Source organism: Sphingomonas sp. ATCC 31555, assembly GCF_000282895.1.
In the GTDB taxonomy this organism is placed as follows: Bacteria; Pseudomonadota; Alphaproteobacteria; order Sphingomonadales; family Sphingomonadaceae; genus Sphingomonas.
In genome coordinates this window covers 1-20,359 of the sequence record NZ_ALBQ01000044.1, presented here as the reverse complement: position 1 = coordinate 20,359, position 20,359 = coordinate 1, and the positions used below count along the sequence as shown (strand labels likewise).

The window sequence follows — 20,359 nt, the reverse complement described above, 5'->3', positions numbered from 1 at the left end:
GCGCAGCGCTGAACGGAAGCGAAGGCCGGCTGGCAGCGTACCGGGGCTTGGGGATTAGGCCTTGCCCTCCGTCGGCGGGCGACCACCGCCACGGACGTGGTGCAACGATCGCCCGTGTTTGAGCTCCGTGGTCGGCTTCCCGGCGGCCTCGTCGACGCCCTTGAATGGCGCGGGCTCAGGCGAAAAGCAGCTGGTTCCGCCCGTTCTGCTTGGCGCCATAGAGCAGACGATCGACGCCTTCGCAGAAGTCGCGGACATGCTGGCCATCGCTTGGGATCACAGTGCTGACACCCAGACTTGCGGTGACGAACGGGCTGCAATCCGACGCCGCGTTCGGGATCGCGAGTGCCTCGATGGCATGGCGGCAGCGACGCGCGATATCCAAAGCAGCGACGTCGTCCGTCTGGGGCAGGAGCAGAACGAATTCTTCGCCGCCGAACCGCGCGACTACATCCTGTTCGCGACCGATCTTCTTCAGCGCGGCGGCGACCGACACGAGGCACTCGTCGCCACGCAGATGGCCGTATCGATCGTTGAAGCCTTTGAAATGATCGATGTCGAGCAAGATCAGCGACAGCGGGCTGCCGGTGCGTCGGGCCTCGTCCCAGCACGCTTCGAGCCGTTCGTCGAACCGCCGGCGGTTCGCGATCCGGGTCAGCCCGTCCTCGAAGGACAGAGCCTCCAGCTTCCGCTGCATCTTCGCCAGTTCTTGCTCGATCCGCTTGCGCTCGCTGATGTCGAACATGAATCCGATCAGGCTCTCCACCTCCCCTTGGGCATTGCGAACGACGTGGACGACGTCGCGGATCCAGACGAACCCCCGATCCTGCGTGAGCGCACGATAGTCTGCCTCATGGTCGACGCCGGCGATGGATTGGGCGACACAATAGTTGACGACATGCTCCCGATCGTCCGGATGAATGCGAGACGCCCAGTCCTCCACGGAAACCCAGCTGTCCTGCGGCCAGCCGAGCAGCGTCGCGATTTGCGGGCCGATATATTCGAAGCGCATGGTTGCCCAGTCGATCTTCCACGGAATGGCGCGCGTCGATTCGAGCAGCGTTCGGTAGACGGCTTCCTCCGCGCCGGCAGTCACTTTGGCCGGCGCGCCAGAAGGCACCTCGGTACAAACGGAGTGCAGTTCATTTTGCGGCATGGAGAGCGGGTCCGATCAATGGATAAGGCAGGCGTGAAACCTAGGGTGGCACGCTTATCTGCGCTTTCCGGGTTAGAGAACAGTAATCGCGCAGAATTTTGCGCAGGAGGAGGCCGATCGACTGCGATGAACGGCGGCATTTCTACCGCCGCCAGCCAAAGCCCGGCCCCGCCTGCTTTTGGGTGCCGCCGCCTCTTGCCGTCCGATCCCGTCCCTGATCACCGGGGCCGCACTTCTAGTAATCGGGACAATGTTTCCCATATGTACTCGTCGCCCACCCGGTAGGGCACCGCTCTTTGAACCCGTTGAACCTGTTCGCGTGAAGCGAACTTGGCCGGCGTGCGCGGCCGAACCGTCAAGTCCTCTCCGCAACACCCGCGCGAACCTAAACTTCCTACACTTACCGAAATTGCAAGCGCCCGCTGCCACCGCGGCCGTCCCCGGGAAAGCGGGAAGCCATTGGCGCTGAATCGCCGGCTGCGTCTTTAGCCTTCAGGCAGCGGAAATCCTGGTTTCTTCTATAGAACAATGGCTTGCCGTGCCAGAGCCGCCTTGCGCGAGAACCGACCAGCCCGGCCAACGCATCCCTTGTCCGTAGCTAAGCGCGGAATGGCACCTGCGGCGAAATCGCGCACGAGCCTAAACTTCCTAAACTTACCGAAACTGCAATCGCTCGCCACCACCATCGTCATCCCCGCAAAGGCGGACGATAACGACGAACAAGGGCCCTCAGCCGGCGAGCACGCCCAGCCGCACCAGCTCCGCGCGAAAATCCTGCGCACCCGTGAACACCACGCCGTGGATGCCGAAACGGATCGCGGCTTCCACATTGACCGGCATGTCGTCAACGAACACCGCATCCGGACCCGCCAACCCGAACCGCGCCAGCGCCAGTTCGTAGATGGCGGGGTCGGGCTTGGTGACCTTCTCGTCACCGGAGATCACGATGTCGCGAAATCGGCCGAACAGCGCGTCGTGCGCCGGCGCCCAGTCGCGCCAGAAGTCGCCGGAGAAATTGGTGATGCCGTACAGCGCTACGCCGGCCGAATCGAGTTCCTCGACCAGCTCGGCCATGCCGGCGATCGGCGGCCCCAGTTGCTCGCCAAAGCGCGGGCCCCAGAGCGCGATCTTGTCGGCATGCTCGGGATACAGCGCACTCAGCTCCGCCGATGTCTCGGCGAAGGGGCGGCCAGCGTCATGCTGGAAATGCCATTCCTTGGTCGCGATCTGCGACAGAAACGCGTCGAGCGCCTGCTCGTCATCGAACAGGCGCTCGTATACGCGCCGCGGTTCCCAGGGGAACAGGACGTTGCCGACGTCGAAGATTACGGCGTGCGGCGGCGTCCCCACGCGCTGGGGCTCAGCCCTGGCGTGCCTTGAAACGCTTCTGCGTCTTGTTGATCACGTAGATCCGGCCACGGCGGCGGATCACGCGGTTGTCGCGGTGCCGCCCCTTGAGCGACTTCAATGAATTCACGATCTTCATGACCGATTCGCTTCTCAAATTATCTGGAATGCCGGAAAGAGGCGCCCGCCTATAAGCGCGGGGGCAGGAAGTCAAGGCGCGGCCGCGCAAATGCGTCTGATCGCGCATCTCGGGCGTTTCAGCGGCAGGCAGACGGCGGAACCGACTCGACCGCAGGGCGGTTGGCAGGATACAGCCGTTGCGGCCGCGAAACAGGAGTGTGTTCGTGAATCAGTATCTGCGTCTTGCCCTGCTTGCCACCCTGCCCGTGCTGGCTGCGGGGTGCACCTCCACTACCGGGCGGACGCCGATCGACGTCACCCGCTATCACCTCGGCCAGCCGATGGAGCGTACCACCGTCACCGTCATGCCGATGAGCGGGGCGATGGACGTCAGCGCCGAATATCGCGTCTATGCCGATGCCGTGCAGGCGGAGCTGTCGAAGCTCGGCTATGTGCCCGCCACCAGCGATCGGCCGGCGGGCTATATCGCATCGGTGTCGTTCACCCGGGCGTCGCGCGGCGTGATTCAGGATGCGCCGCCCGTCTCGGTGGGGCTTGGCGGCGGCAGCTTCGGCGGCGGTCGCGGCGGCGGCGTCGGCCTGGGTGGCGGCGTTTCCTTCGGCCTCGGCAAGGGCAAGCAGCGCGAGATCCTGGTCTCGCAGCTTTGGGTGCAGCTGCGTCGCCGCGCCGGCGAAAGCGTGATCTGGGAAGGCCGGGCGGAAACCACCGGCGTGGGCGTGCAGGCCAATCAGCCCGCCGCCACTGCCCAGCGCCTCGCCGCCGCGCTGTTCAAGGACTTTCCCGGCGAGTCCGGCATCACTATTACGGTGAAATGAGCATCCAGATCAGCGCCGCCTTCGATAGCGGCAACATTCGTGTCGTCGCCATCGAAGGAGACCGGGTCGATCTCGAGATCGTCCAGGATCACCAGTCGGACTTCTATCAGTGGTTCCACTTCCGCGTCGCCGGCGCGGCGGGCCGCACGCTCACGCTGCGTATCCTGAACGCCAGCAAATCGGCCTATCCGTTCGGCTGGCCGGGCTATAAGGCGCGCTGGTCGGCGGATCGCCAATCGTGGCGGATGACGGATACCGACTATGCCGATGGCGTGCTCACCATCCGCCACACCTGCCAGACGGCGATCACCTGGTTCGCCTATTTCGCCCCTTATTCGATGGAGCGGCACCATGATCTGGTCAGCCGCATCGCGCTGGCGGAGGGCGTCACCCACCGCCAGCTGGGCGTGACGCTCGATGGTCAGCCGCTCGATTGCCTCACCTTGGGCGAGGGGCCGAAACAGGTCTGGCTCTACGCCCGCCAGCATCCTGGCGAGAGCATGGCCGAATGGTGGATGGAAGGCGCGCTGGAGTTCCTGACCGACGAGGACAACGCCGTCGCCCGCGAACTCCGCACCAGGGCGACCTTCCACTGCGTCCCGAACATGAACCCGGATGGTTCGCTTCGCGGCCATTTGCGCACCAATGCGGCGGGGGTAAACCTCAATCGCGAATGGCACACCCCTACCGCCGAACGCAGCCCGGAAGTGCTGGCGGTGCGGAACGCCATGGATGAGACCGGGGTGGACTTCGCCATGGACGTGCACGGCGACGAGGCGATCCCCGCCAATTTCCTCGCCGGTTTCGAAGGCATCCCCAGCTGGACCGACGAACTCGGCGAAAAATTCTACAGCTTCGCCCGCCGGCTCGCCGCGCACACCCCCGATTTCCAGACCGAACTCGGCTACGACAAATCGCCTCCCGGCAAGGCAAACCTGGCCATGTCCACCAACCAGCTCGCCGAGCGGTTCGGCGCGGTGTCGATGACGCTGGAAATGCCGTTCAAGGATCATGACGCCAATGCCGATCCCGAATTCGGCTGGTCCCCGATCCGCAGCAAGCTGCTCGCCCATGCCTGCCTCGAAACGCTGGCAGGAATGATCGACGAACTGTGATCGCGATTCGGGACGGCGGGCTGGAGACGCCCCAGGTGCAGGATCTGCTGCGCTTGCACGCATCGGGCATGCTCGCCAACTCGCCGCGCGAAAGCTGCCACTTTCTCGACCTCTCCGGTCTTCAGGCGGCAGACGTCAGTTTCTGGAGCGCGTGGGAGGGCGAGGCCTTGCTCGGCATCGGCGCGCTCAAGCAGCTCGATGCGCGCCATGGCGAAGTGAAGTCGATGCGCACCGCCCCCGCCCATCTCGGCAAGGGCGTCGGCGCGGCGATCCTGAATCACATCCTCGAAACGGCGCGGGCGCGGGGCCTTACCCGACTAAGCCTCGAAACCGGTACGGCTCCGAGCTTCGAGCCCGCTCTTCGGCTTTACGCCCGCGCCGGCTTCGTCCCTTGCCCCGCTTTCGGCAGCTACCGCGACGACGATCCCCACAGCCGGTTTTTGACGCGCGAGCTGTAGCCGGGCGCCCAACCCTGGCGAAGCAGGTCCCCGAAAATCGAGCGCCTGTGTTCCGTCGTTTACCCACCAGCCGCGCTGGCGGCAGGGGAGCGCTGTGTAGACGCTCCCCGCTTCCGCACGCCGGCATCAGGCCGCAGCCGCTCCTTCGGCAAACTGGTCATATGCACGCAGCGCATCGGCGGCGTACATCAGCGCGGGGCCCCCGCCCATATAGACGCACATCGCCATCACTTCGGCTATTTCGGCACGGCTCGCACCCATGCTCACCAGTGCCTTGGCGTGGAAGCCGATGCAGCCGTCGCAACGCTGGGTAACGCCGATCGCCAGCGCGATCAGTTCCTTGGTCTTGGCGTCCACCGCACCTTCCGCACCTGCCGCCTTCGCAAGGGCGTGAAAGCCCGCCATGGGCTCGGGCGCCAGCTTTCGCAGCTGCGCCGAATAGGCGGAGATATCCTGGGTGAACGCACGATAATCCTTGGCCATTGGGCAACCCCCTATTGATTCACATTGATATGAATTGATATAGAAGTGCAATGAACGCAAGTCTCTCCGTACATCCCCTGATGGAAGCGATGGCGCCCAAGGCTGCCGGCGTCGCCGCCTTGCTCTCGGGCCTCGCCAATCCGAACCGGCTGATGATCCTGTGCGCGCTGGTGGAAGGCGAGCGCAGCGTCGGCGCGCTGATCGACGCGACCGGGATCGCGCCGACGTCGATGTCGCAGCATCTCAACAAGCTGAAGGACGAGGGAATCGTTGCCGCTCGGCGCGAACATCGGACGTTGTTCTACACGATAATCCACCCCGCCGCCCGCGATCTCATGGCGGTACTCCACGCTCATTTCTGCGAAAAGGATCACGCATGACCGCCATCATAAGCGCGCCCGAGGCGCACCGCCTGCTAGCCCGTGGCGAGGCGATGCTGATCGACGTACGCGAGCCGGATGAGTTCGCCGCCAGCCATATTCCCTATGCCGCCTCGATGCCGCTGCGAGCGCTGCCGGCGCTGCTCGTCGATGCCGATCTGCCAGCCGACCGGCTGTTGATCTTTCAGTGCCAGAAAGGCGGGCGCGGCGGCCAAGCCTGTGCGCTGGCGCACGGGATGCTGGGCGATCGGGTGAGCAACCTCAGTGGCGGGATCGAAGCCTGGGCCGCCGCCGGCCTGCCGCTCGCCGGCACGGCCGCGCCCCGCGTCTCGATCTTCCGCCAGGTGCAGATGATCGTCGGCCTTTTGGTTCTGGCCTTCACGCTGGCGGGGCTCGCCGGCTTTACGCCGGGCTTCTACGCCGCTGGCTTCTTTGGCTTCATGTTGGCGTTCGCGGGGATGAGCGGCTGGTGCGGCCTAGGCCTGCTGCTCCAGCGCATGCCGTGGAACCGCGCTTCAGCCTAGGCATCCCTCCACCTCTGCCGTAACTCCAGCGAACGCCGGGATGCCGGCGGCAAGGGTGCCGAGGCCTTTCAACGAGAAAGCCCCCGCCGTCGCCGGCAGGGGCCCATTCTCGCCCTTGTAAGGCGGCGAGGTTACGCGGCCGACTTCGCCCGGCTAGCGCGCTTGCGCTCGTTCGGATCGAGGAAGCGCTTGCGCAGACGGATCGTCTTGGGCGTTACTTCGACCATCTCGTCGTCGTCGATGTAGGCGATGGCCTGTTCCAGCGTCATCTTCTTCGGCGGGGTCAGGCGGATCGCGTCGTCCTTGCCGCCCGAAGCGCGGAAGTTGGTCAGCTGCTTCGCCTTCATCGGGTTGACCTCAAGGTCTTCCGTCTTGGCGTTCTCGCCGATGATCATGCCCTCGTACAGGGCCTCACCGTGGCCGACGAACAGGATGCCGCGCTCTTCGAGCGGACCCAGCGCATAGCCCTGGGCTTCGCCGGCGCCGTTGGAGATCAGCACGCCGTTCTTGCGGCCTTCGATCTTGCCCTTGTACGGCCCGTACTTCTCGAACAGGCGGTTCATAATGCCGGTGCCGCGGGTGTCCGACAGGAACTCGCCGTGATAGCCGATCAGGCCACGCGACGGTGCCGAGAAGGTGATGCGGGTCTTGCCGCCGCCCGAGGGACGCATGTCGGTCATCTCGGCCTTGCGCTGGTTCATCTTGTCGACGACCGTGCCCGAGAATTCCTCGTCCACGTCAATCACGACGGTCTCGTACGGCTCTTCACGGCCGTTCTCGCCTTCGCGGAACAGCACGCGCGGACGGCTGATGCCCAGTTCGAAGCCTTCGCGGCGCATCGTTTCGATCAGCACGCCCAGCTGGAGTTCGCCGCGACCGGCGACTTCGTAGCTGTCCTTGTCCTCGCTCTCGGTCACCTTGATGGCGACGTTCGATTCGGCTTCGCGCAGCAAGCGGTCGCGGATCATGCGGCTCGTCACCTTGCTGCCCTCGCGGCCCGCCATCGGCGAGTCGTTGACGGCGAAGCGCATCGACAGCGTCGGCGGGTCGATCGGCTGCGCGTGCAGCGGCTCGCTGACCGAGGTGTCGGCAATGGTGTTCGAAACAGTAGCAATCGCCAGGCCGGCGAGGCTGATGATGTCGCCCGCCTTGGCTTCTTCCACCGGCACGCGATCCAGGCCGCGGAACGACAGGATCTTCGATGCGCGGCCGGTCTCGATGACATTGCCGTCATTGTCCAGCGCGTGAATCGGCTGGTTCAGCCGTACCGTGCCGCTCTCAACACGGCCGGTAAGGATGCGGCCGAGGAAGTTGTCGCGATCGAGCAGCGTCACGAGGAACTTGAACTCGGCGTCGGGATCCACCTTGGGCGGGGGCACATGCTCGACGATCTTCTCAAACAGCGGCACCAGCGTGCCTTCGCGCGCATCGGGATCGTCCGAGGCATAGCCGTTGCGGCCCGACGCATAAAGCACAGGAAAATCAAGCTGTTCGTCAGTCGCCTCAAGGGTGACGAAGAGGTCGAACACTTCGTCGAGCACTTCCTGCACGCGCGAATCGGCGCGGTCGATCTTGTTGACGACCACGATCGGACGCAGGCCCAGCTTCAACGCCTTGCCGGTCACGAACTTCGTCTGCGGCATCGCGCCTTCCGACGAATCGACCAGCAGAATCACGCCGTCGACCATGCTCAGGATGCGCTCCACCTCGCCGCCGAAATCGGCGTGGCCGGGCGTGTCGACGATGTTGATGCGGGTGATATTGTCGGGCTGCCCCTCCGGCGCCCAGTCGACCGAGGTAGGCTTGGCGAGAATCGTAATCCCGCGCTCTTTCTCAAGATCGTTCGAATCCATCGCACGCTCTTCGACGCGCTGGTTGTCGCGGAAGGTGCCGGACTGGCGGAAAAGCTGGTCGACGAGGGTGGTCTTGCCGTGGTCGACGTGCGCGATGATCGCGACGTTACGGAGATTCATGCGATTTCCTGATTGGCGCGGGAGCGCGCGTACGGCCGCGCCCATAGCCGAAATGGTGCGCCGCGGGAAGGCCCCTGCGCGGTGCGGTTCCTCCGGGCTTTCCCGCTACAGGATTCGATAGACTGTGATCCGCACGGCCGACCCCCGGTCCGAAGGCGGCGCACCGATCGTGCCGGTGAACAGCGACTGGTTCAGCCAGTCATGCGGCCCTTCCGACACCTCTAGCCATGGAATGGTGCGGACATAAGGCCGCGCAGGATCGAGGCTGACCAGCCCCTTGTTTATGACGTGGATCAGCGTGCCGTCATCGGCTTGCATCATGTAGTCGGCGTATACGTCCAGCATGCGATCCGGCCGCGCCAGCTGCCAGTCCATGCCGCCGGGCAGCACCTTGCCGCGGATACGCGGGCCCTCGAACGTGCCGCCAGTGATCGGAATGCGATTGCGCGTGCCATATGGCGTCTTGCCCACCGGCGTCCCCGCTGCGAGCGTGACGATCGCCTCATAAGCGAATTCCAGTGGCAGCTCGGTCAGCCGTTCCGACGCCTTCGCCTGCGGAGCGGCCGCACGGGCGTTGGCGGCAGCAACGCCGATCATGCCCATCGCACCCAGAAGCTCGCGTCGCCCGATCGCATCCATAACGCTCCCCTCCATAACAATTGTCCTCATAAGCCTCGGCGGGTGGAACGGAATCAAGTTGAATCCACCACTGTGCTATCTACATCGCACACTTGCGGGATATGTGCTTCGCCTGCATGGTTGCGCGCACGGAGTTGGAGAGAGAGTGACGATGGCGACGGAAACTGCGACGGCCGATCAGAATCTGGTGCTCACGCCCCCCGATCCCGTCCCTGCCGTGGCTCCGGAAAAGGCGGCGGGCCTCGTACCGGTGGAGGACACGAAGAAGTCGGAGTTGGACAAGCGCGTCACCGGCTTCATCGACGATCTGATTGCGCAGGACGTGAACTCGCCCGAATTCGGCAAGCGTGTCGATGCGATCGCTGCGATGGGCCAGAAGGAAATCCGCGACGCGGCCGGCCAGTCGAACCGCTTCCTTGATCGCCCGGTGCGCGCCATGGGCAATGATAGTGGGGTCGGCGCCGACCTGCTGGCGCTACGCAAGACGGTGGAAGACCTCGATCCCTCGCGCAACGGCAAGCTTATCGGCGGCAAGGACGGCTTCCTGTCGAAGCTCTTCGGGGGCGGCGCGCTAACCAACTATTTCCGCAAGTACCAATCGTCCCAGAGCCACATCAACGGCATCCTCAAGAACCTGGCCAACGGCAAGGACGAGCTGCTGCAGGACAATGCCGCGATCGCCACCGAGCGCGCCAATCTGTGGAACGCGATGGGGCGTCTCGAGCAGATGATCTACCTTTCCAAGGCGATGGACGAAAAGCTCGAGGACAAGGCCAACGAGCTGGATCACACCGATCCCGCGAAGGCCAAGGCGATCCGCGAGACCGCGCTCTTCTATGTCCGTCAGCGCACCCAGGACCTGCTCACTCAGATGGCGGTGACGGTTCAGGGCTATCTCGCGCTCGACCTGGTCAAGAAGAACAATGTCGAGCTTATCAAGGGTGTTGATCGCGCGTCGACCACCACCGTCTCGGCGCTGCGCACCGCGGTCACCGTGGCGCAGGCGCTCAACAATCAGAAGCTGGTGCTCGACCAGATCACCGCGCTCAACACCACAACCGCCAACCTGATTGATTCCACCGGGCAGTTGCTCAAGAGCCAGACGGCAGCGATTCACGAACAGGCGGCGAGCTCGACCATTCCCGTCGAGACGCTGCAGCGGGCCTTCCAGAACATCTACGACACGATGGACGCGATCGACACCTTCAAGCTCAAGGCGCTCGACAGCATGAAGGTGACGGTCAACACGCTGTCGAACGAGGTCGAGAAGTCGAAGGGCTATATCGCCCGTGCCGAGGGTGCCGAGCAGAACCGCCTGAGCGGCACGGCGGACGGCTTCAAGCTGGAGGCGATGTAACCCGCGATGCCGAGTGACGTGGACCGCCTGCTCGCCCGCGGCGAGGAACTGATCGAGCGTTCGCGCGCCCGCACCGAAGGCGCGCTCGCCACCCGCACCCGCAAGCGGCGCGAGGCGGAGATCCTTGCGCGACTGGGCCGAATCGCTGCGGCGGACGCAGTGATCATCATTGCCGCAATCGCCGTCGGCATGCTGCTGCCGACCGGGATTGGCATGTTCGGCGCGCTAGCAGTGATGGCACTGCTGATCCTGGCGACGTTTGTTTTCGCCACCCTGCCTGTCACGACGGCACCACGGGTCGAGCAACTGGTGCAGGTGCCGCTCAAGGCATTGCCGGCCACCACCGAGCGCTGGCTGGAGACGCAGCGGCTGGCCTTGCCGGCGCCGGCGCGCACGCTGGTGGATTCAATCGGCGTGAAGCTGGAAACGCTGGCGCCGCAGCTCGCCCGCCTCGACGAAACCTCCCCCGCGGCCAATGAAGTTCGCAAGCTCATCGGCGAGCAACTGCCCGAGCTGGTCAAGGGCTATGGCCGTGTCCCCGAGCCACTGCGCACCGTTGCTCGTAACGGCCTGACGCCCGATCAGCAGCTGGCACAAGGCCTGCAGGTGATCGACGAGGAAATCGCGGAGATGACGGCACAGCTGGCTCAGGGCGACCTCGACGCGTTGGCCACACGCGGCCATTTTCTGCAGATCAAGTACAAGGACGACGAACTGAGCTGAGCCCCTTGCCCCGGGGACATTCCCGAGCAACAATGTTACCCGATCCGGGCGCATTCTTGCTTGGAAACTCGTCATAAGGGGCCGTCACCGAATGTTTCGCGCCATGTCGCTTGCCAGCCTGCTGCTGGCCACCACCACGCCCGCGCTGGCGCAGAACTCAGCGCCGCAGCCGACATCGTTCGTCGACACGATCCCGGCCGCGCGCGACGTTGCCTATCCGGGAACGATCAAGCTCACCGTCGACGCCACGGACACGATGCGCGGCATCTTCCGCGTGCGGGAAACGATCCCGGTCGCCAAGGCCGGACGCGTTACCTTGCTTTTCCCCGAATGGCTGCCGGGCAAGCATGGCCCCCGCGGCGAGATTGAAAAGCTTGCCGGCCTGCAGATCCGTGCCGGCGGCAAGCGCCTGCCCTGGACGCGCGACACGGTAGACGTGTTCGCCTTCCATATTGATGTACCGAACGGTACCAAGCAGCTAGATATCGAATTCCAGTTCGTGTCGGCCACTGAGGGCGATCAGGGCCGGATCGTGATGACGCCCGAGATGATGAGTCTGCAGTTCAACTCGCTCAGCCTCTATCCGGCGGGCTATTTCACGCGCCGCATCCCCATTCAGGCGACGGTGAAGTATCCGGAAGGCTGGACGGCGGCGGGCGCGGTGCCAGCCAAGGCGACGGGGTCGACTTATGCCTATGAAACGACCAGCTACGAAATCCTGGTGGATTCGCCGGTGATCGCCGGCCGCCATTATCGCAAGTTCCCGCTCACCGATCGCGTGACGCTCGACGTCGTGGCAGACAGCGCCGAGGAGCTCGAGGCCAAGCCCGAGCAGATCGATGCGCATAAGCGGCTGGTCGAACAGGCGGTGAAGACGTTCGGCGCCCAGCATTACGATCAATATCACTTCCTGCTGTCGATCAGCGACAAGCTCGGCGGCATCGGGCTGGAGCACCACCGCAGCTCGGAAAATGGCGTGCGGCCGGGCTATTTCACCAAATGGGCAGAGCAGGCGGGGTCGCGCAATCTGCTGCCCCATGAATTCACTCATAGCTGGGACGGCAAATATCGTCGCGGCGCGGAGCTCTGGACTCCCGACTTCCGGATGCCCATGCGCGATCAGTCGCTTTGGGTCTATGAAGGTCAGACACAGTTCTGGGGGTATGTCTTTCAAGCGCGGTCGGGCTTGGTCTCCAAGGAAGAGACGCTGGAAGGCTATGCAGGCATCATGGCGGCGCTCGATACGCGCGCCGGCCGCGAGTGGCGCCCGCTGATCGATACGACCAACGATCCGATCCTCACCCCCCGCGCGCCCAAGGCATGGACCAGCTGGCAGCGTTCGGAAGATTATTACAATGAAGGTCTGCTGGTGTGGATGGAGGTCGACTCCATCCTGCGCGAGCAAAGCCGTGGTACCAAGTCGATCGACGATTTCGCTCGCATCTTCTTCGGCGGCCGCGACGGCGATTACGGCGAGGTCACCTACACGTTCGACGATGTGGTGAAGACGCTGGAGGGGATCCAGCGTTATGACTGGCGCACGCTGCTCACCGCGCGCTTGCACGACGTTTCCGATCGCGCGCCGCTGAAGGGCTTCGAGCGCAATGGCTACAAGCTCGTCTACACCGATGTGCCGAACAAGATGACGCGCTCCGGCACCACGGATCTCAGCTATTCGCTGGGTCTGGCGCTGGGCAAGAGCGGGATCGCCGGCGTCGCCTGGGACAGTCCGGCGTTCAAAGCGGGCGTCACCGTCGCCGACGAGATCATTGCGGTAAATGGCCGCAGCTATTCCAGCGAAGCATTGGTCGAGGCGATCAAGGCGGCCAAGGGCACCAAGACACCAATTCAATTAACTCTGAAACGGGACGATCGTTACCGAGAGGTTATCATCGACTATCATGACGGGCTGCGCTATCCGCACCTGGTCAAGACGGTCGAAGGAGAGGCTGGCCTCGACAAGCTGCTCCAACCCCGCTGAGACGGGGGGAAAGCCAACCATAGGTTTAGGAAAACCATGCGCATCGATTTGATCCCGGTCGGGGATGACCCGCCCAACAATCTGAACGTCATCATCGAAGTGCCGGTCGGCGGCGAACCGGTAAAGTACGAGTTCGACAAGGCGAGCGGCGCACTGTTCGTCGATCGCATCCTGCATACGCCGATGCGCTACCCGGCGAATTACGGCTTCGTGCCGCATACGCTGTCGCCGGACGGAGATCCGCTCGACGCGCTCGTGATTGCACGATCGCCGTTTGTGCCGGGCTGCGTCGTTCGCGCACGCCCCATCGCGGTGCTGAAGCTGGAAGACGAAGCCGGCGGCGACGAGAAGCTGGTCTGCGTGCCGGTCGACAGCACCTTCCCTTACTATTCGGACGTAGGCGAGCGTTCGGATCTGCCGTCGATCGTGCTCCAGCAGATCGAGCATTTCTTCACCCACTATAAGGACTTGGAGTCCGAAAAGTGGGTGCGGATCGGCAATTGGGGAGATGCCGCCGAAGCGCGCCAGATCGTGCTCGACGCAATTGAAGCCGCCAAGAAGGCCAAGGCAGCCTGAACCGGCAATCGCGGCGGCGCGGCGCTGATCCCCGAGGGATCGGCAACGTTCTCGCGCCGCCGCGATTCCTTGCCTTTGCGCTCGCAACTGGTGCCGCGGCGCTGGCGCTAATCCCTCACCTTGGCATCCGGACGGGGGCGATGCTCGCCTTCGATCTGGGCGCATTGCTCTTCTTAGCGCTGTGCGCGCCGATGCTGCGCCACCAATCTGATGCGATGCGGCGCTCCGCCTGCAACAACGATGCAAACCGCCTGATGCTGCTCGGCATAACCGGCGCGGTCACGATCATCATCCTCATTGCCGTGGCCAGCGAGTTGATGGAACGCCATGCACCGCAACCGGCAACGCTCGCGCTGATTCTGGGCACGCTTGCTCTCAGCTGGACGTTCAGCAACGGCGTGTACGCGCTCCACTATGCCCACCTGTTCTACACCGCGGCGCCCGGCGGGCGCGATAGCGGCGGGCTGGAATTCCCAAAGACGCCTGAGCCGAATTACTGGGACTTCCTCTATTTCGCTTTCTGCCTCGGCATGACCTTTCAGACCAGCGACGTCACCGTCACCTCAAGGCAGATGCGACGGGTGGTAACGCTACATTGTCTCGCCGCCTTTGTGTTCAACCTGGGCGTGCTGGCCTTCACGATCAACGTTCTCGGCGGTAGTTGAGCAGCGCGGGCGTCCGCCCGACATCAGCTTGCCGGAGAATCGATGTACCGCCTTGCCCCCCTCGTGCTCGCCGCGCTGCTCGTCCCTGTCGCCGGGCATGCCCAGATCAACGACAAGTTCGTCGTTGCCAGCCTTACCGACGGCGTTTGGATGAAGGGCGACCTGCACGTGCACTCGCGCCACAGCCTGGATTCGACCAACCACAGCGAACGCCGGATCATCGAGGATGCCGAGCGGATCGGCTTCGACTTCCTGCTGATCAGCGATCACGACAATCATGTAGACGGCGACACGGCGCACCATACCTGGAGCGACCCCGACTTCCGTTCTGACAAGCTGCTGCTGCTCTACGGTGCCGAGTGGACCACCAACCGCGGCCATGCGGCGATCCTGTCAGCCACACCCTATGACCACAAGACGCTGTACGACATCCGCGATGCCCGCGACGTGCAAGTGCAGAAAGTCAAGGACGGCCTTGGCGTCCACCTGTCGGCCAACCATCCTTCGAACAAGGATCATTTCGGCTATTCCTACGACATGGTCGATTCGATGGAGGTCTGGAACGGCATCTGGTCGAACAATCGGGCGAATGTGATGATCTGGGACGACATGCTGCGATCCGGGCGAAAGATCGCAGCGCGCGGCGGCAGCGATTCGCACCACGGCACCGTGCCCGGCAGCACCGCCCGCCAGGCGGTGGAGGCCACCGAAAAAAACATCGGCACGCCCAGCACCTGGGTGTTCGCGCCGGCTCGAAGCCGCGAGGCGGTGATTGCCGCGATCGGCCGCGGGCGGGTGTCGATCAGCGCCAATCCCTTCGCTCCCCGTGTCGAGCTGACCGCCGACATGGACGGCGACGACCGGGCGGACCTGATGATGGGCGACAACGCCCCGGCACCCTCCAACCCGGTGCGCTTCACCGTCCGCCTGGCCGGCAAGCGCGAGGCCGGCCCCTACCATGTTCGCGTCGTCAAGGACGGCGAGAGCTTCGCCACGCTCGACATCGGCGCCGACGGCACCGCGCGCTTTACCGACACGCCCGCGGCAACCGCCCGCAGCTATTATCGCGTCGAGGTGGACGGCCCCCAGACCCCCTATCCCGGCGTGGACAACCACCTGAAGGTGGCGGGCCCAACGGTCGCGCTGTCCAACCCGATCTTCTTCAACTTCGATCCAAATTTCTGACCGCAGCTGGTGTCGGGCGCTACAGCGCCACCACCACCTGCTTGCCGCTATAGACTACCTCGCGCCCCGCCGCCTCGGCGAGGCCGGTCCCCGTGCCGGGCGCGACGGTTACCACCCGGAAGCGGCGCGTCCTGGCCATGCCGGGATAGCTGCCCTGCCGGGCGCCGATCACCAGCGATCCGGCCTTGTCGTCGAGTACCAGTTCGATCGTCGCGCGCTCGCCGCGCCGCCAGCCCTGGCCGTCCCCCGCATCGTCGTACAAGGTAAAGCGCCCGTCGGCGCCGCGATAGACGCGCAGCTCGATCGGCCGATCGGGCGACTGATCGGCATGTTGCACCGGCGATCCGAGCGGCAGGATCGTGCCCGCCGCCACCGCCACCGGAATCTGGCCGATCGGCGCGGCGACCTGGAGCTTCGCCCCGCCCGCGTGGCGCGCACCGGTCCAGAAATCGATCCATTCGGTACCCGCCGGCAAGTAGACGCTGCGCGCAGTCGCGCCCGGCTCGATCACGGGGCTTACCAATAGCGTGCGGCCGAACAGATATTGGTCGCGCAGATCCTGCGCCGTACGATCCTCGGGGAACACCATGCCCGCCGGATAGAGGAAGGAGCCGCCGTGCGCCGCCACCTGCCAGCTCTGCGCATACAGGAACGGCAGCAGCCGATAGCGTAGCGCCACCGCATCGAGCAGCGGCTGGCGGACGCTTGCCGGGAATCTGTAGACTTCCTTGCCCTCGCCGGTGCCGTGAATGCGGAACATCGGGTTGAACACCGCGAACTGCAGCCAGCGCGTGAACAGCTCCTGATAGGCCGGATCCTCGGGGCTGCCGCCGAAGAAGCCGCCGATATCGGCCGACCAGAAGGGATTGCCCGTCATCGAGAAATTCACGCCCGCCGGGATCTGCCGGGCAAACACATCCCATCGCCCCGCCACGTCGCCGGACCAGGTGAAGGCACCGTTGCGCTGTTGCCCGGCCCAGGCCGAGCGGGTGAGCAGCAGCGGACGCTTGGCGGGATAGTCGGCGGCCATGCCGTCGTGCACAGCGGTGGTGTGCATCAGCGGATAGGCGTTGAAGAGCAGTGCTCCCGGGCCGGCGGCGGTCGCAACCTCCGCCATCTCGCCCCATTGCCCGCCCAGTTCGGCTTCGCTGCCGTCGAGCCAATAGCCGTCGAACCCGGCCTTCCCCAGCCGGTCCGAAATCTGCCGCCAATACAATGCCCGCGCCCTGGAGGAGAAGGCATCGTACCAGCGGCCTTCACCGGCGGGATACACATTGGGATAGATCTTCGGATACAGCCCGCCGACCGAGTCGAGCGCCTGCGTATTCTCCAGCTTCACGTCGAAGCGCGGCCAGACCGAGACGATGCTGTGAAGGTTCTGCCGATGCAGCGTATCGAGCATCCCCTTGGGATCGGGAAAGCGGGCGGCATCCATTTCGTGGCTACCCCAGCGACCGGCCGGCCAATATTGCCAATCCTGCACGACCGCGTCGAGCGGAATGCCCAGCCGGCGATATTCGGCCGCCACCCCCAGCAGTTCCGCCTGCGAGGCATAGCGTTCCTTCGACTGCCATAGCCCCCAGGCCCAGCGCGGCAGCAGCGAGGCCGCGCCGGTCAGCTGGCGATAGGCACCGATCACCTGGTCGACGTCCGGCCCGGCGAAAAGGAAATAGTCGGTGCCCTCGCCCGCCTGCGACCGGAACAGGACTCGGCCGCCTGCTTGCGGCGTATCCACGGCCACGTCGGTCACCGAGGCATTGTTCCAGAACAACCCGAAGCCCGCAGGCGAGACCAGCACCGGCACGCCGACATCGGTGTTCGCCTGCTGGAGCCGCACGATCGATCCGCGATAGTCCAGCAGTCCCGCCTGATGCTGGCCAAGCCCATAAACCGCCCGCCCCTCCGGCAGCGTGAACAGCATCCGGACGGCGCCCTCCGCATCGGGCGTGCCGCCGAGCTTGCGGCGTTCTAGATTGGCTTCGGCGACCAATGGCTTGCCATCCGCGCCGAGCAGCGCCACCGCGCCGCTCCTCCGGTCGACGCTCACCCGCATCGCCGGGGTGGCGAGCAGATAGCGCTCCGCCTGCTGATCCAGCGTCCAAGCCACCTTGCCAGGCGCGCCGACCAGCGCCAGATCCGGCATGCGCTCGGCGCCCTCGCGCAGCATCGTCACGCGGAGGATGCGATCGCCCCAGACGGTGAGCGCCAGCACGCCTTGGGCGGTGCGGAAAGTCGCGCCGGTCGGCGTCTTGGCAAGCAGCGTCGTGCCCTGGTCAGCAGCGACCTGCGCGGCGGCGGACTCGGTCGCAAAACTCGGCGCAATCGTCGTGGCGAATGCAGCACCCACTAGCAAGAGCCACTTGGCTGGCACGAACATCCTCTCCTCCGACGATAGTTTCTTTCGGATATTTTGTCAGACTATATAGATGCCGCCTAGTCCCCTTTTTCAGCTTTTCTCCGCCTTCGGCGCGGCGCCCGCAGCCCTGCCGCGACCGCCATACCGGCCCATTCGCGCAAGGCTTCCGCATCGTCGTACACATCGGCGGGCGCGCGGCGGTAGTTCATCACCATCGTGCGATCCTTGGCGGCATAGGTGAAGCGATCGGCCCCTGCCGCATCCCAGGCGGCATCGCTTTCGCTGTCGGCCTTGAACCAGAGTTCGTCGAAGGCGAGGATCGCGAAGACCGTGCCGTCGCAGTAGAGCGGTCGCCCCGCCCATCATCGGCCGCATCGTCACCGTGCCGATCGGCGCGAGTGCTTCGCGCACCCATTCGACCAGTCCGGTGTCGAAGGCCATCAGTGCCCGCCGCCGGCGAGCCGCAATCCGGCGATGCAGCCGACCAGCCCGAGGATCAGCAGCAACCGCACCATGCTGACCGGCTCACCAAACCACAGCATGCCGACGATCACCGTGCCGAGCGCGCCGATCCCGCCCCACACGGCATAGGCAGTGCCGAGCGGGATGGTGCGCGAGGCGAGATCGAGCAACGCCATCGACACGGCGATGAACCCGAGGAAGACGAGCGTCCATGGCACGTTGCGAAACCCGTCGGTGAACCGCATGGAGGTGGTGAACCCCACTTCGCACAGGCCGCCGAGCAACAGGAAGAGCCAGCCCATCAGCGGCCTGCCAGCGCCAGAAGCGCATCGCCGGTGACGCGCTGCACCGTCCATTCGTCCATCCCCTTCGCCCCCATCGCCCGGTAGAAGTCGATCGCCGGCTGGTTCCAATCGAGCACCGACCATTCGAACCTGCCATAACCGCGCTCTACGGCGATATCGGCCAAATGCCGCAGAAGGGCCTTACCGACGCCGGCGCCACGCGCGGCCGGCGTGACGTACAGGTCTTCCAGGTACATGCCGGGCAACCCGGTCCAGGTGGAGAAGTTCTGGAAGAAAAGGGCGAAGCCGAGCGGCGTTCCGTCCGGCCGCTCGGCGATCACTGCCTCCGCGGCCGGACGGGATCCGAACAGGGCAGCCTGCAGCATGTCTTCGGTCGCCAGCACCGCATCGGGTTCGCGCTCGAATGCCGCCAGTTCGCGGACAAAGGCCAGGATCTGGGGCACATCGCCCGGCTGCGCGAAACGGATCTGGGTCATGCACCGGCCTCGGTTTGGGGAGCGGGCGCCACGCGGCCGCGGATCGCGACCAGACACCCCAGGATGATCAGCATCGCCCCGCCCACCGTCCAGGGCGAGACGCGTTCGTCGAACACGACATAGCCGAGCAGCGCCGCCCAGACGAAGGCGGTATATTCGACCGGCGCGAGCACCTGCGCCTCGGCATGGGCATAGGCCCAGGCGAGCAGCACCGCCGAGATCGATCCGACGAACGCCGCGCCCAGGATCCAGGGCCAGATCGCCACCTGCGGCACCGCCGAGAACCAGGGCGCGCCGGGGAGCAGGAGCAGCGCCAGCACGATGCTGGTGAACAGCGCGACTTCGATGGGATCGGCGATCTGGGCCTGGCGCCGCAACAGAATGAGGCTGCCGGCATAGAGGATCGAGGCGAGGAAAACCGCGATCGAGCCCAATACCACGTCTGTCGACGCATCGGCCTGTACCTGCCCGCCGGCAATGAGCAGCACGCCCAGGCTGGCGACGATCGACCCGCCGATCGCCGCGCGCCGGATGCGCTCGCCGAGAAAAGCGGCGGCAAGAAACAGCGCAATCAGCGGCGCGAGAAAGGTAAGCGCAATCCCTTGTGCCATGGTGACGCGGGCAAGCCCCCAGAAGAACAGCAGCACCGACGTGCCCGCCAAGGCACCACGGGCGACGTGCAGCTTGAGCGCCTGGCGCCCCGGCCAGGGTGTCCGCCGTACGAGGAAGATCGGCCCGAGCAGCACGATGGCACCAAGCGACCGCCACAGCACCGCGCTATAGGCGCCATACGCGATCGACATGCTCTTCATCACGGCATCCATCAGCGAATAATTGGCGATGCCGATCGCGGCGACGACAAAGGCAAGAGCGGGAGAACGGGACATTGGCTGCCGGTTAGCGACCGCCGCGACGGTTGGCGAGAGGCGCACAAAGTTTAGGAAGTTTAGGCTTGCGGCATGTTTCGCCGGCAGCGCGCCGAGCGCGGGCCGGTGGGCATCCGCGCGGTGATGGCGGTGGCTTAAGTTTAGGAAGTTTAGGCTCCCGGCATGTTTCGCCGGCAGCGCGCCGAGCGCGGGCGGGCAGGCATCCGCGCGGTGATCGCGGTGGCTTACGTTCAGGAAGTTTAGGCGTGCCACCTTCGTTCGTCCCTCCGCACGGCATATCCGGGAAGGAGAGAACATAGCAAGAACTACAGGCTGTAGGAAAGCCGAACATGCCGCCGGCGAGGCGGGGGGGGGG

The 20,359-nt window shown here is 64.9% G+C and carries 22 protein-coding genes; 11 read left to right on the top strand and 11 right to left on the bottom strand.

Annotation, left to right across the window (positions count from 1 at the left end; all coding sequences use genetic code 11):
• Window positions 1–175: 175 nt before the first annotated feature.
• From B215_RS0116230 to ykgO, 3 genes are all read right to left on the bottom strand, one after another.
• The gene (locus B215_RS0116230) at window positions 176–1,096 is read right to left on the bottom strand and encodes a GGDEF domain-containing protein (RefSeq protein WP_019370698.1); all 921 of its coding nucleotides are present in this window, start codon (window positions 1,094–1,096) and stop codon (window positions 176–178) included.
• Window positions 1,097–1,885: 789 nt separating this feature from the next.
• Window positions 1,886–2,506 carry an HAD family hydrolase gene (locus B215_RS0116225; RefSeq protein WP_019370697.1) on the bottom strand — a complete coding sequence of 207 codons (621 nt, stop codon included), beginning with the start codon at window positions 2,504–2,506 and terminating at the stop codon, window positions 1,886–1,888.
• A 10-nt stretch (window positions 2,507–2,516) separates the two neighbouring features.
• Entirely contained in the window at window positions 2,517–2,642 is a 126-nt protein-coding gene (gene ykgO, locus B215_RS0116220; protein ID WP_010543750.1) for a type B 50S ribosomal protein L36, read from the bottom strand.
• A 205-nt stretch (window positions 2,643–2,847) separates the two neighbouring features.
• On the opposite strand from ykgO, the gene B215_RS0116215 reads away from it, so the two are divergent.
• Genes B215_RS0116215 through B215_RS0116205 form a run of 3 tightly spaced genes read left to right on the top strand, consistent with a single transcriptional unit; the run spans window position 2,848 to window position 5,032 of the window.
• Window positions 2,848–3,459 (top strand): DUF4136 domain-containing protein, encoded by a 612-nt coding sequence (locus B215_RS0116215; RefSeq protein ID WP_236704371.1) that lies wholly within the window; start codon window positions 2,848–2,850, stop codon window positions 3,457–3,459.
• A complete protein-coding gene (locus B215_RS0116210; RefSeq protein WP_019370695.1) occupies window positions 3,456–4,574 on the top strand; it encodes a M14 family metallopeptidase in 1,119 nt (372 codons plus the stop codon). Before B215_RS0116215 ends, B215_RS0116210 begins: the two co-directional genes overlap by 4 nt.
• Window positions 4,571–5,032, top strand: a complete 462-nt coding sequence (locus B215_RS0116205) for a GNAT family N-acetyltransferase (RefSeq protein WP_019370694.1) — start codon at window positions 4,571–4,573, stop codon at window positions 5,030–5,032. The genes B215_RS0116210 and B215_RS0116205 overlap by 4 nt, the downstream gene beginning before the upstream one ends.
• 126 nt (window positions 5,033–5,158) lie before the next feature.
• On the opposite strand, the gene B215_RS0116200 is transcribed toward B215_RS0116205, so the two are convergent.
• Window positions 5,159–5,515, bottom strand: a complete 357-nt coding sequence (locus tag B215_RS0116200; protein WP_019370693.1) for a carboxymuconolactone decarboxylase family protein — start codon at window positions 5,513–5,515, stop codon at window positions 5,159–5,161.
• A 50-nt stretch (window positions 5,516–5,565) separates the two neighbouring features.
• On the opposite strand from B215_RS0116200, the gene B215_RS0116195 reads away from it, so the two are divergent.
• Entirely contained in the window at window positions 5,566–5,895 is a 330-nt protein-coding gene (locus B215_RS0116195; RefSeq protein ID WP_201785374.1) for an ArsR/SmtB family transcription factor, read from the top strand.
• Window positions 5,892–6,419, top strand: a complete 528-nt coding sequence (locus B215_RS0116190) for a rhodanese-like domain-containing protein (protein ID WP_019370691.1) — start codon at window positions 5,892–5,894, stop codon at window positions 6,417–6,419. Before B215_RS0116195 ends, B215_RS0116190 begins: the two co-directional genes overlap by 4 nt.
• Window positions 6,420–6,550: 131 nt before the next feature.
• Here the strand turns inward: B215_RS0116190 and typA are convergent, their stop codons facing one another.
• Together typA and B215_RS20310 are read right to left on the bottom strand one after the other, a co-directional pair.
• Window positions 6,551–8,392 carry a translational GTPase TypA gene (gene typA / locus B215_RS0116185; protein ID WP_026009342.1) on the bottom strand — a complete coding sequence of 614 codons (1,842 nt, stop codon included), beginning with the start codon at window positions 8,390–8,392 and terminating at the stop codon, window positions 6,551–6,553.
• A 105-nt stretch (window positions 8,393–8,497) separates the two neighbouring features.
• Complete coding sequence (locus B215_RS20310) at window positions 8,498–9,046, bottom strand: DUF3237 domain-containing protein (RefSeq protein WP_160327941.1); 549 nt, start codon at window positions 9,044–9,046, stop codon at window positions 8,498–8,500.
• Between the two features lie 136 nt (window positions 9,047–9,182).
• Here B215_RS20310 and B215_RS0116175 point away from each other — a divergent pair, with 136 nt between their 5' ends.
• From B215_RS0116175 to B215_RS0116150, 6 genes are all read left to right on the top strand, one after another.
• Window positions 9,183–10,388, top strand: a complete 1,206-nt coding sequence (locus tag B215_RS0116175) for a toxic anion resistance protein (RefSeq protein ID WP_019370688.1) — start codon at window positions 9,183–9,185, stop codon at window positions 10,386–10,388.
• Window positions 10,389–10,394: 6 nt separating this feature from the next.
• Window positions 10,395–11,111, top strand: coding sequence for a hypothetical protein (locus B215_RS0116170; protein ID WP_019370687.1), 717 nt, complete (start codon window positions 10,395–10,397; stop codon window positions 11,109–11,111).
• Between the two features lie 91 nt (window positions 11,112–11,202).
• On the top strand, window positions 11,203–13,092 hold the full coding sequence (locus B215_RS0116165) for a M61 family metallopeptidase (protein ID WP_019370686.1): 1,890 nt from the start codon (window positions 11,203–11,205) through the stop codon (window positions 13,090–13,092).
• Between the two features lie 36 nt (window positions 13,093–13,128).
• Window positions 13,129–13,668 (top strand): inorganic diphosphatase, encoded by a 540-nt coding sequence (ppa, locus tag B215_RS0116160; protein ID WP_010543473.1) that lies wholly within the window; start codon window positions 13,129–13,131, stop codon window positions 13,666–13,668.
• 140 nt (window positions 13,669–13,808) lie between these two features.
• Window positions 13,809–14,333 (top strand): DUF1345 domain-containing protein, encoded by a 525-nt coding sequence (locus tag B215_RS0116155; RefSeq protein ID WP_019370685.1) that lies wholly within the window; start codon window positions 13,809–13,811, stop codon window positions 14,331–14,333.
• A 42-nt stretch (window positions 14,334–14,375) separates the two neighbouring features.
• Window positions 14,376–15,518: a CehA/McbA family metallohydrolase gene (locus tag B215_RS0116150; RefSeq protein WP_019370684.1), complete on the top strand. Its 1,143-nt coding sequence runs from the start codon at window positions 14,376–14,378 to the stop codon at window positions 15,516–15,518.
• A 19-nt stretch (window positions 15,519–15,537) separates the two neighbouring features.
• On the opposite strand, the gene B215_RS0116145 is transcribed toward B215_RS0116150, so the two are convergent.
• From B215_RS0116145 to B215_RS0116130, 5 genes are all read right to left on the bottom strand, one after another.
• Window positions 15,538–17,895 (bottom strand): TIM-barrel domain-containing protein, encoded by a 2,358-nt coding sequence (locus B215_RS0116145; protein ID WP_019370683.1) that lies wholly within the window; start codon window positions 17,893–17,895, stop codon window positions 15,538–15,540.
• Between the two features lie 56 nt (window positions 17,896–17,951).
• Window positions 17,952–18,194 carry a TfoX/Sxy family protein gene (locus B215_RS21030; protein ID WP_236704373.1) on the bottom strand — a complete coding sequence of 81 codons (243 nt, stop codon included), beginning with the start codon at window positions 18,192–18,194 and terminating at the stop codon, window positions 17,952–17,954.
• Between the two features lie 120 nt (window positions 18,195–18,314).
• Window positions 18,315–18,638 (bottom strand): DMT family transporter, encoded by a 324-nt coding sequence (locus tag B215_RS0116140; protein ID WP_019370682.1) that lies wholly within the window; start codon window positions 18,636–18,638, stop codon window positions 18,315–18,317.
• Complete coding sequence (locus tag B215_RS0116135) at window positions 18,638–19,117, bottom strand: GNAT family N-acetyltransferase (protein ID WP_019370681.1); 480 nt, start codon at window positions 19,115–19,117, stop codon at window positions 18,638–18,640. Before B215_RS0116135 ends, B215_RS0116140 begins: the two co-directional genes overlap by 1 nt.
• On the bottom strand, window positions 19,114–20,004 hold the full coding sequence (locus B215_RS0116130; RefSeq protein WP_019370680.1) for a DMT family transporter: 891 nt from the start codon (window positions 20,002–20,004) through the stop codon (window positions 19,114–19,116). Before B215_RS0116130 ends, B215_RS0116135 begins: the two co-directional genes overlap by 4 nt.
• Window positions 20,005–20,359: the final 355 nt, after the last annotated feature.

Coding starts and splice junctions, on each gene's coding strand:
- typA (WP_026009342.1), bottom strand. CDS start 8,392: ATGAATCTCCGTAACGTCGCGATCATCGCGCACGTCGACCACGGCAAG.
- B215_RS0116130 (WP_019370680.1), bottom strand. CDS start 20,004: ATGTCCCGTTCTCCCGCTCTTGCCTTTGTCGTCGCCGCGATCGGCATC.
- B215_RS0116200 (WP_019370693.1), bottom strand. CDS start 5,515: ATGGCCAAGGATTATCGTGCGTTCACCCAGGATATCTCCGCCTATTCG.
- B215_RS20310 (WP_160327941.1), bottom strand. CDS start 9,046: ATGGAGGGGAGCGTTATGGATGCGATCGGGCGACGCGAGCTTCTGGGT.
- B215_RS0116175 (WP_019370688.1), top strand. CDS start 9,183: ATGGCGACGGAAACTGCGACGGCCGATCAGAATCTGGTGCTCACGCCC.
- B215_RS0116135 (WP_019370681.1), bottom strand. CDS start 19,117: ATGACCCAGATCCGTTTCGCGCAGCCGGGCGATGTGCCCCAGATCCTG.
- B215_RS0116195 (WP_201785374.1), top strand. CDS start 5,566: ATGAACGCAAGTCTCTCCGTACATCCCCTGATGGAAGCGATGGCGCCC.
- B215_RS0116165 (WP_019370686.1), top strand. CDS start 11,203: ATGTTTCGCGCCATGTCGCTTGCCAGCCTGCTGCTGGCCACCACCACG.
- B215_RS0116155 (WP_019370685.1), top strand. CDS start 13,809: ATGCTCGCCTTCGATCTGGGCGCATTGCTCTTCTTAGCGCTGTGCGCG.
- ykgO (WP_010543750.1), bottom strand. CDS start 2,642: ATGAAGATCGTGAATTCATTGAAGTCGCTCAAGGGGCGGCACCGCGAC.
- B215_RS0116150 (WP_019370684.1), top strand. CDS start 14,376: ATGTACCGCCTTGCCCCCCTCGTGCTCGCCGCGCTGCTCGTCCCTGTC.
- B215_RS0116140 (WP_019370682.1), bottom strand. CDS start 18,638: ATGGGCTGGCTCTTCCTGTTGCTCGGCGGCCTGTGCGAAGTGGGGTTC.
- B215_RS0116170 (WP_019370687.1), top strand. CDS start 10,395: ATGCCGAGTGACGTGGACCGCCTGCTCGCCCGCGGCGAGGAACTGATC.
- B215_RS0116190 (WP_019370691.1), top strand. CDS start 5,892: ATGACCGCCATCATAAGCGCGCCCGAGGCGCACCGCCTGCTAGCCCGT.
- ppa (WP_010543473.1), top strand. CDS start 13,129: ATGCGCATCGATTTGATCCCGGTCGGGGATGACCCGCCCAACAATCTG.
- B215_RS0116210 (WP_019370695.1), top strand. CDS start 3,456: ATGAGCATCCAGATCAGCGCCGCCTTCGATAGCGGCAACATTCGTGTC.
- B215_RS0116145 (WP_019370683.1), bottom strand. CDS start 17,895: ATGTTCGTGCCAGCCAAGTGGCTCTTGCTAGTGGGTGCTGCATTCGCC.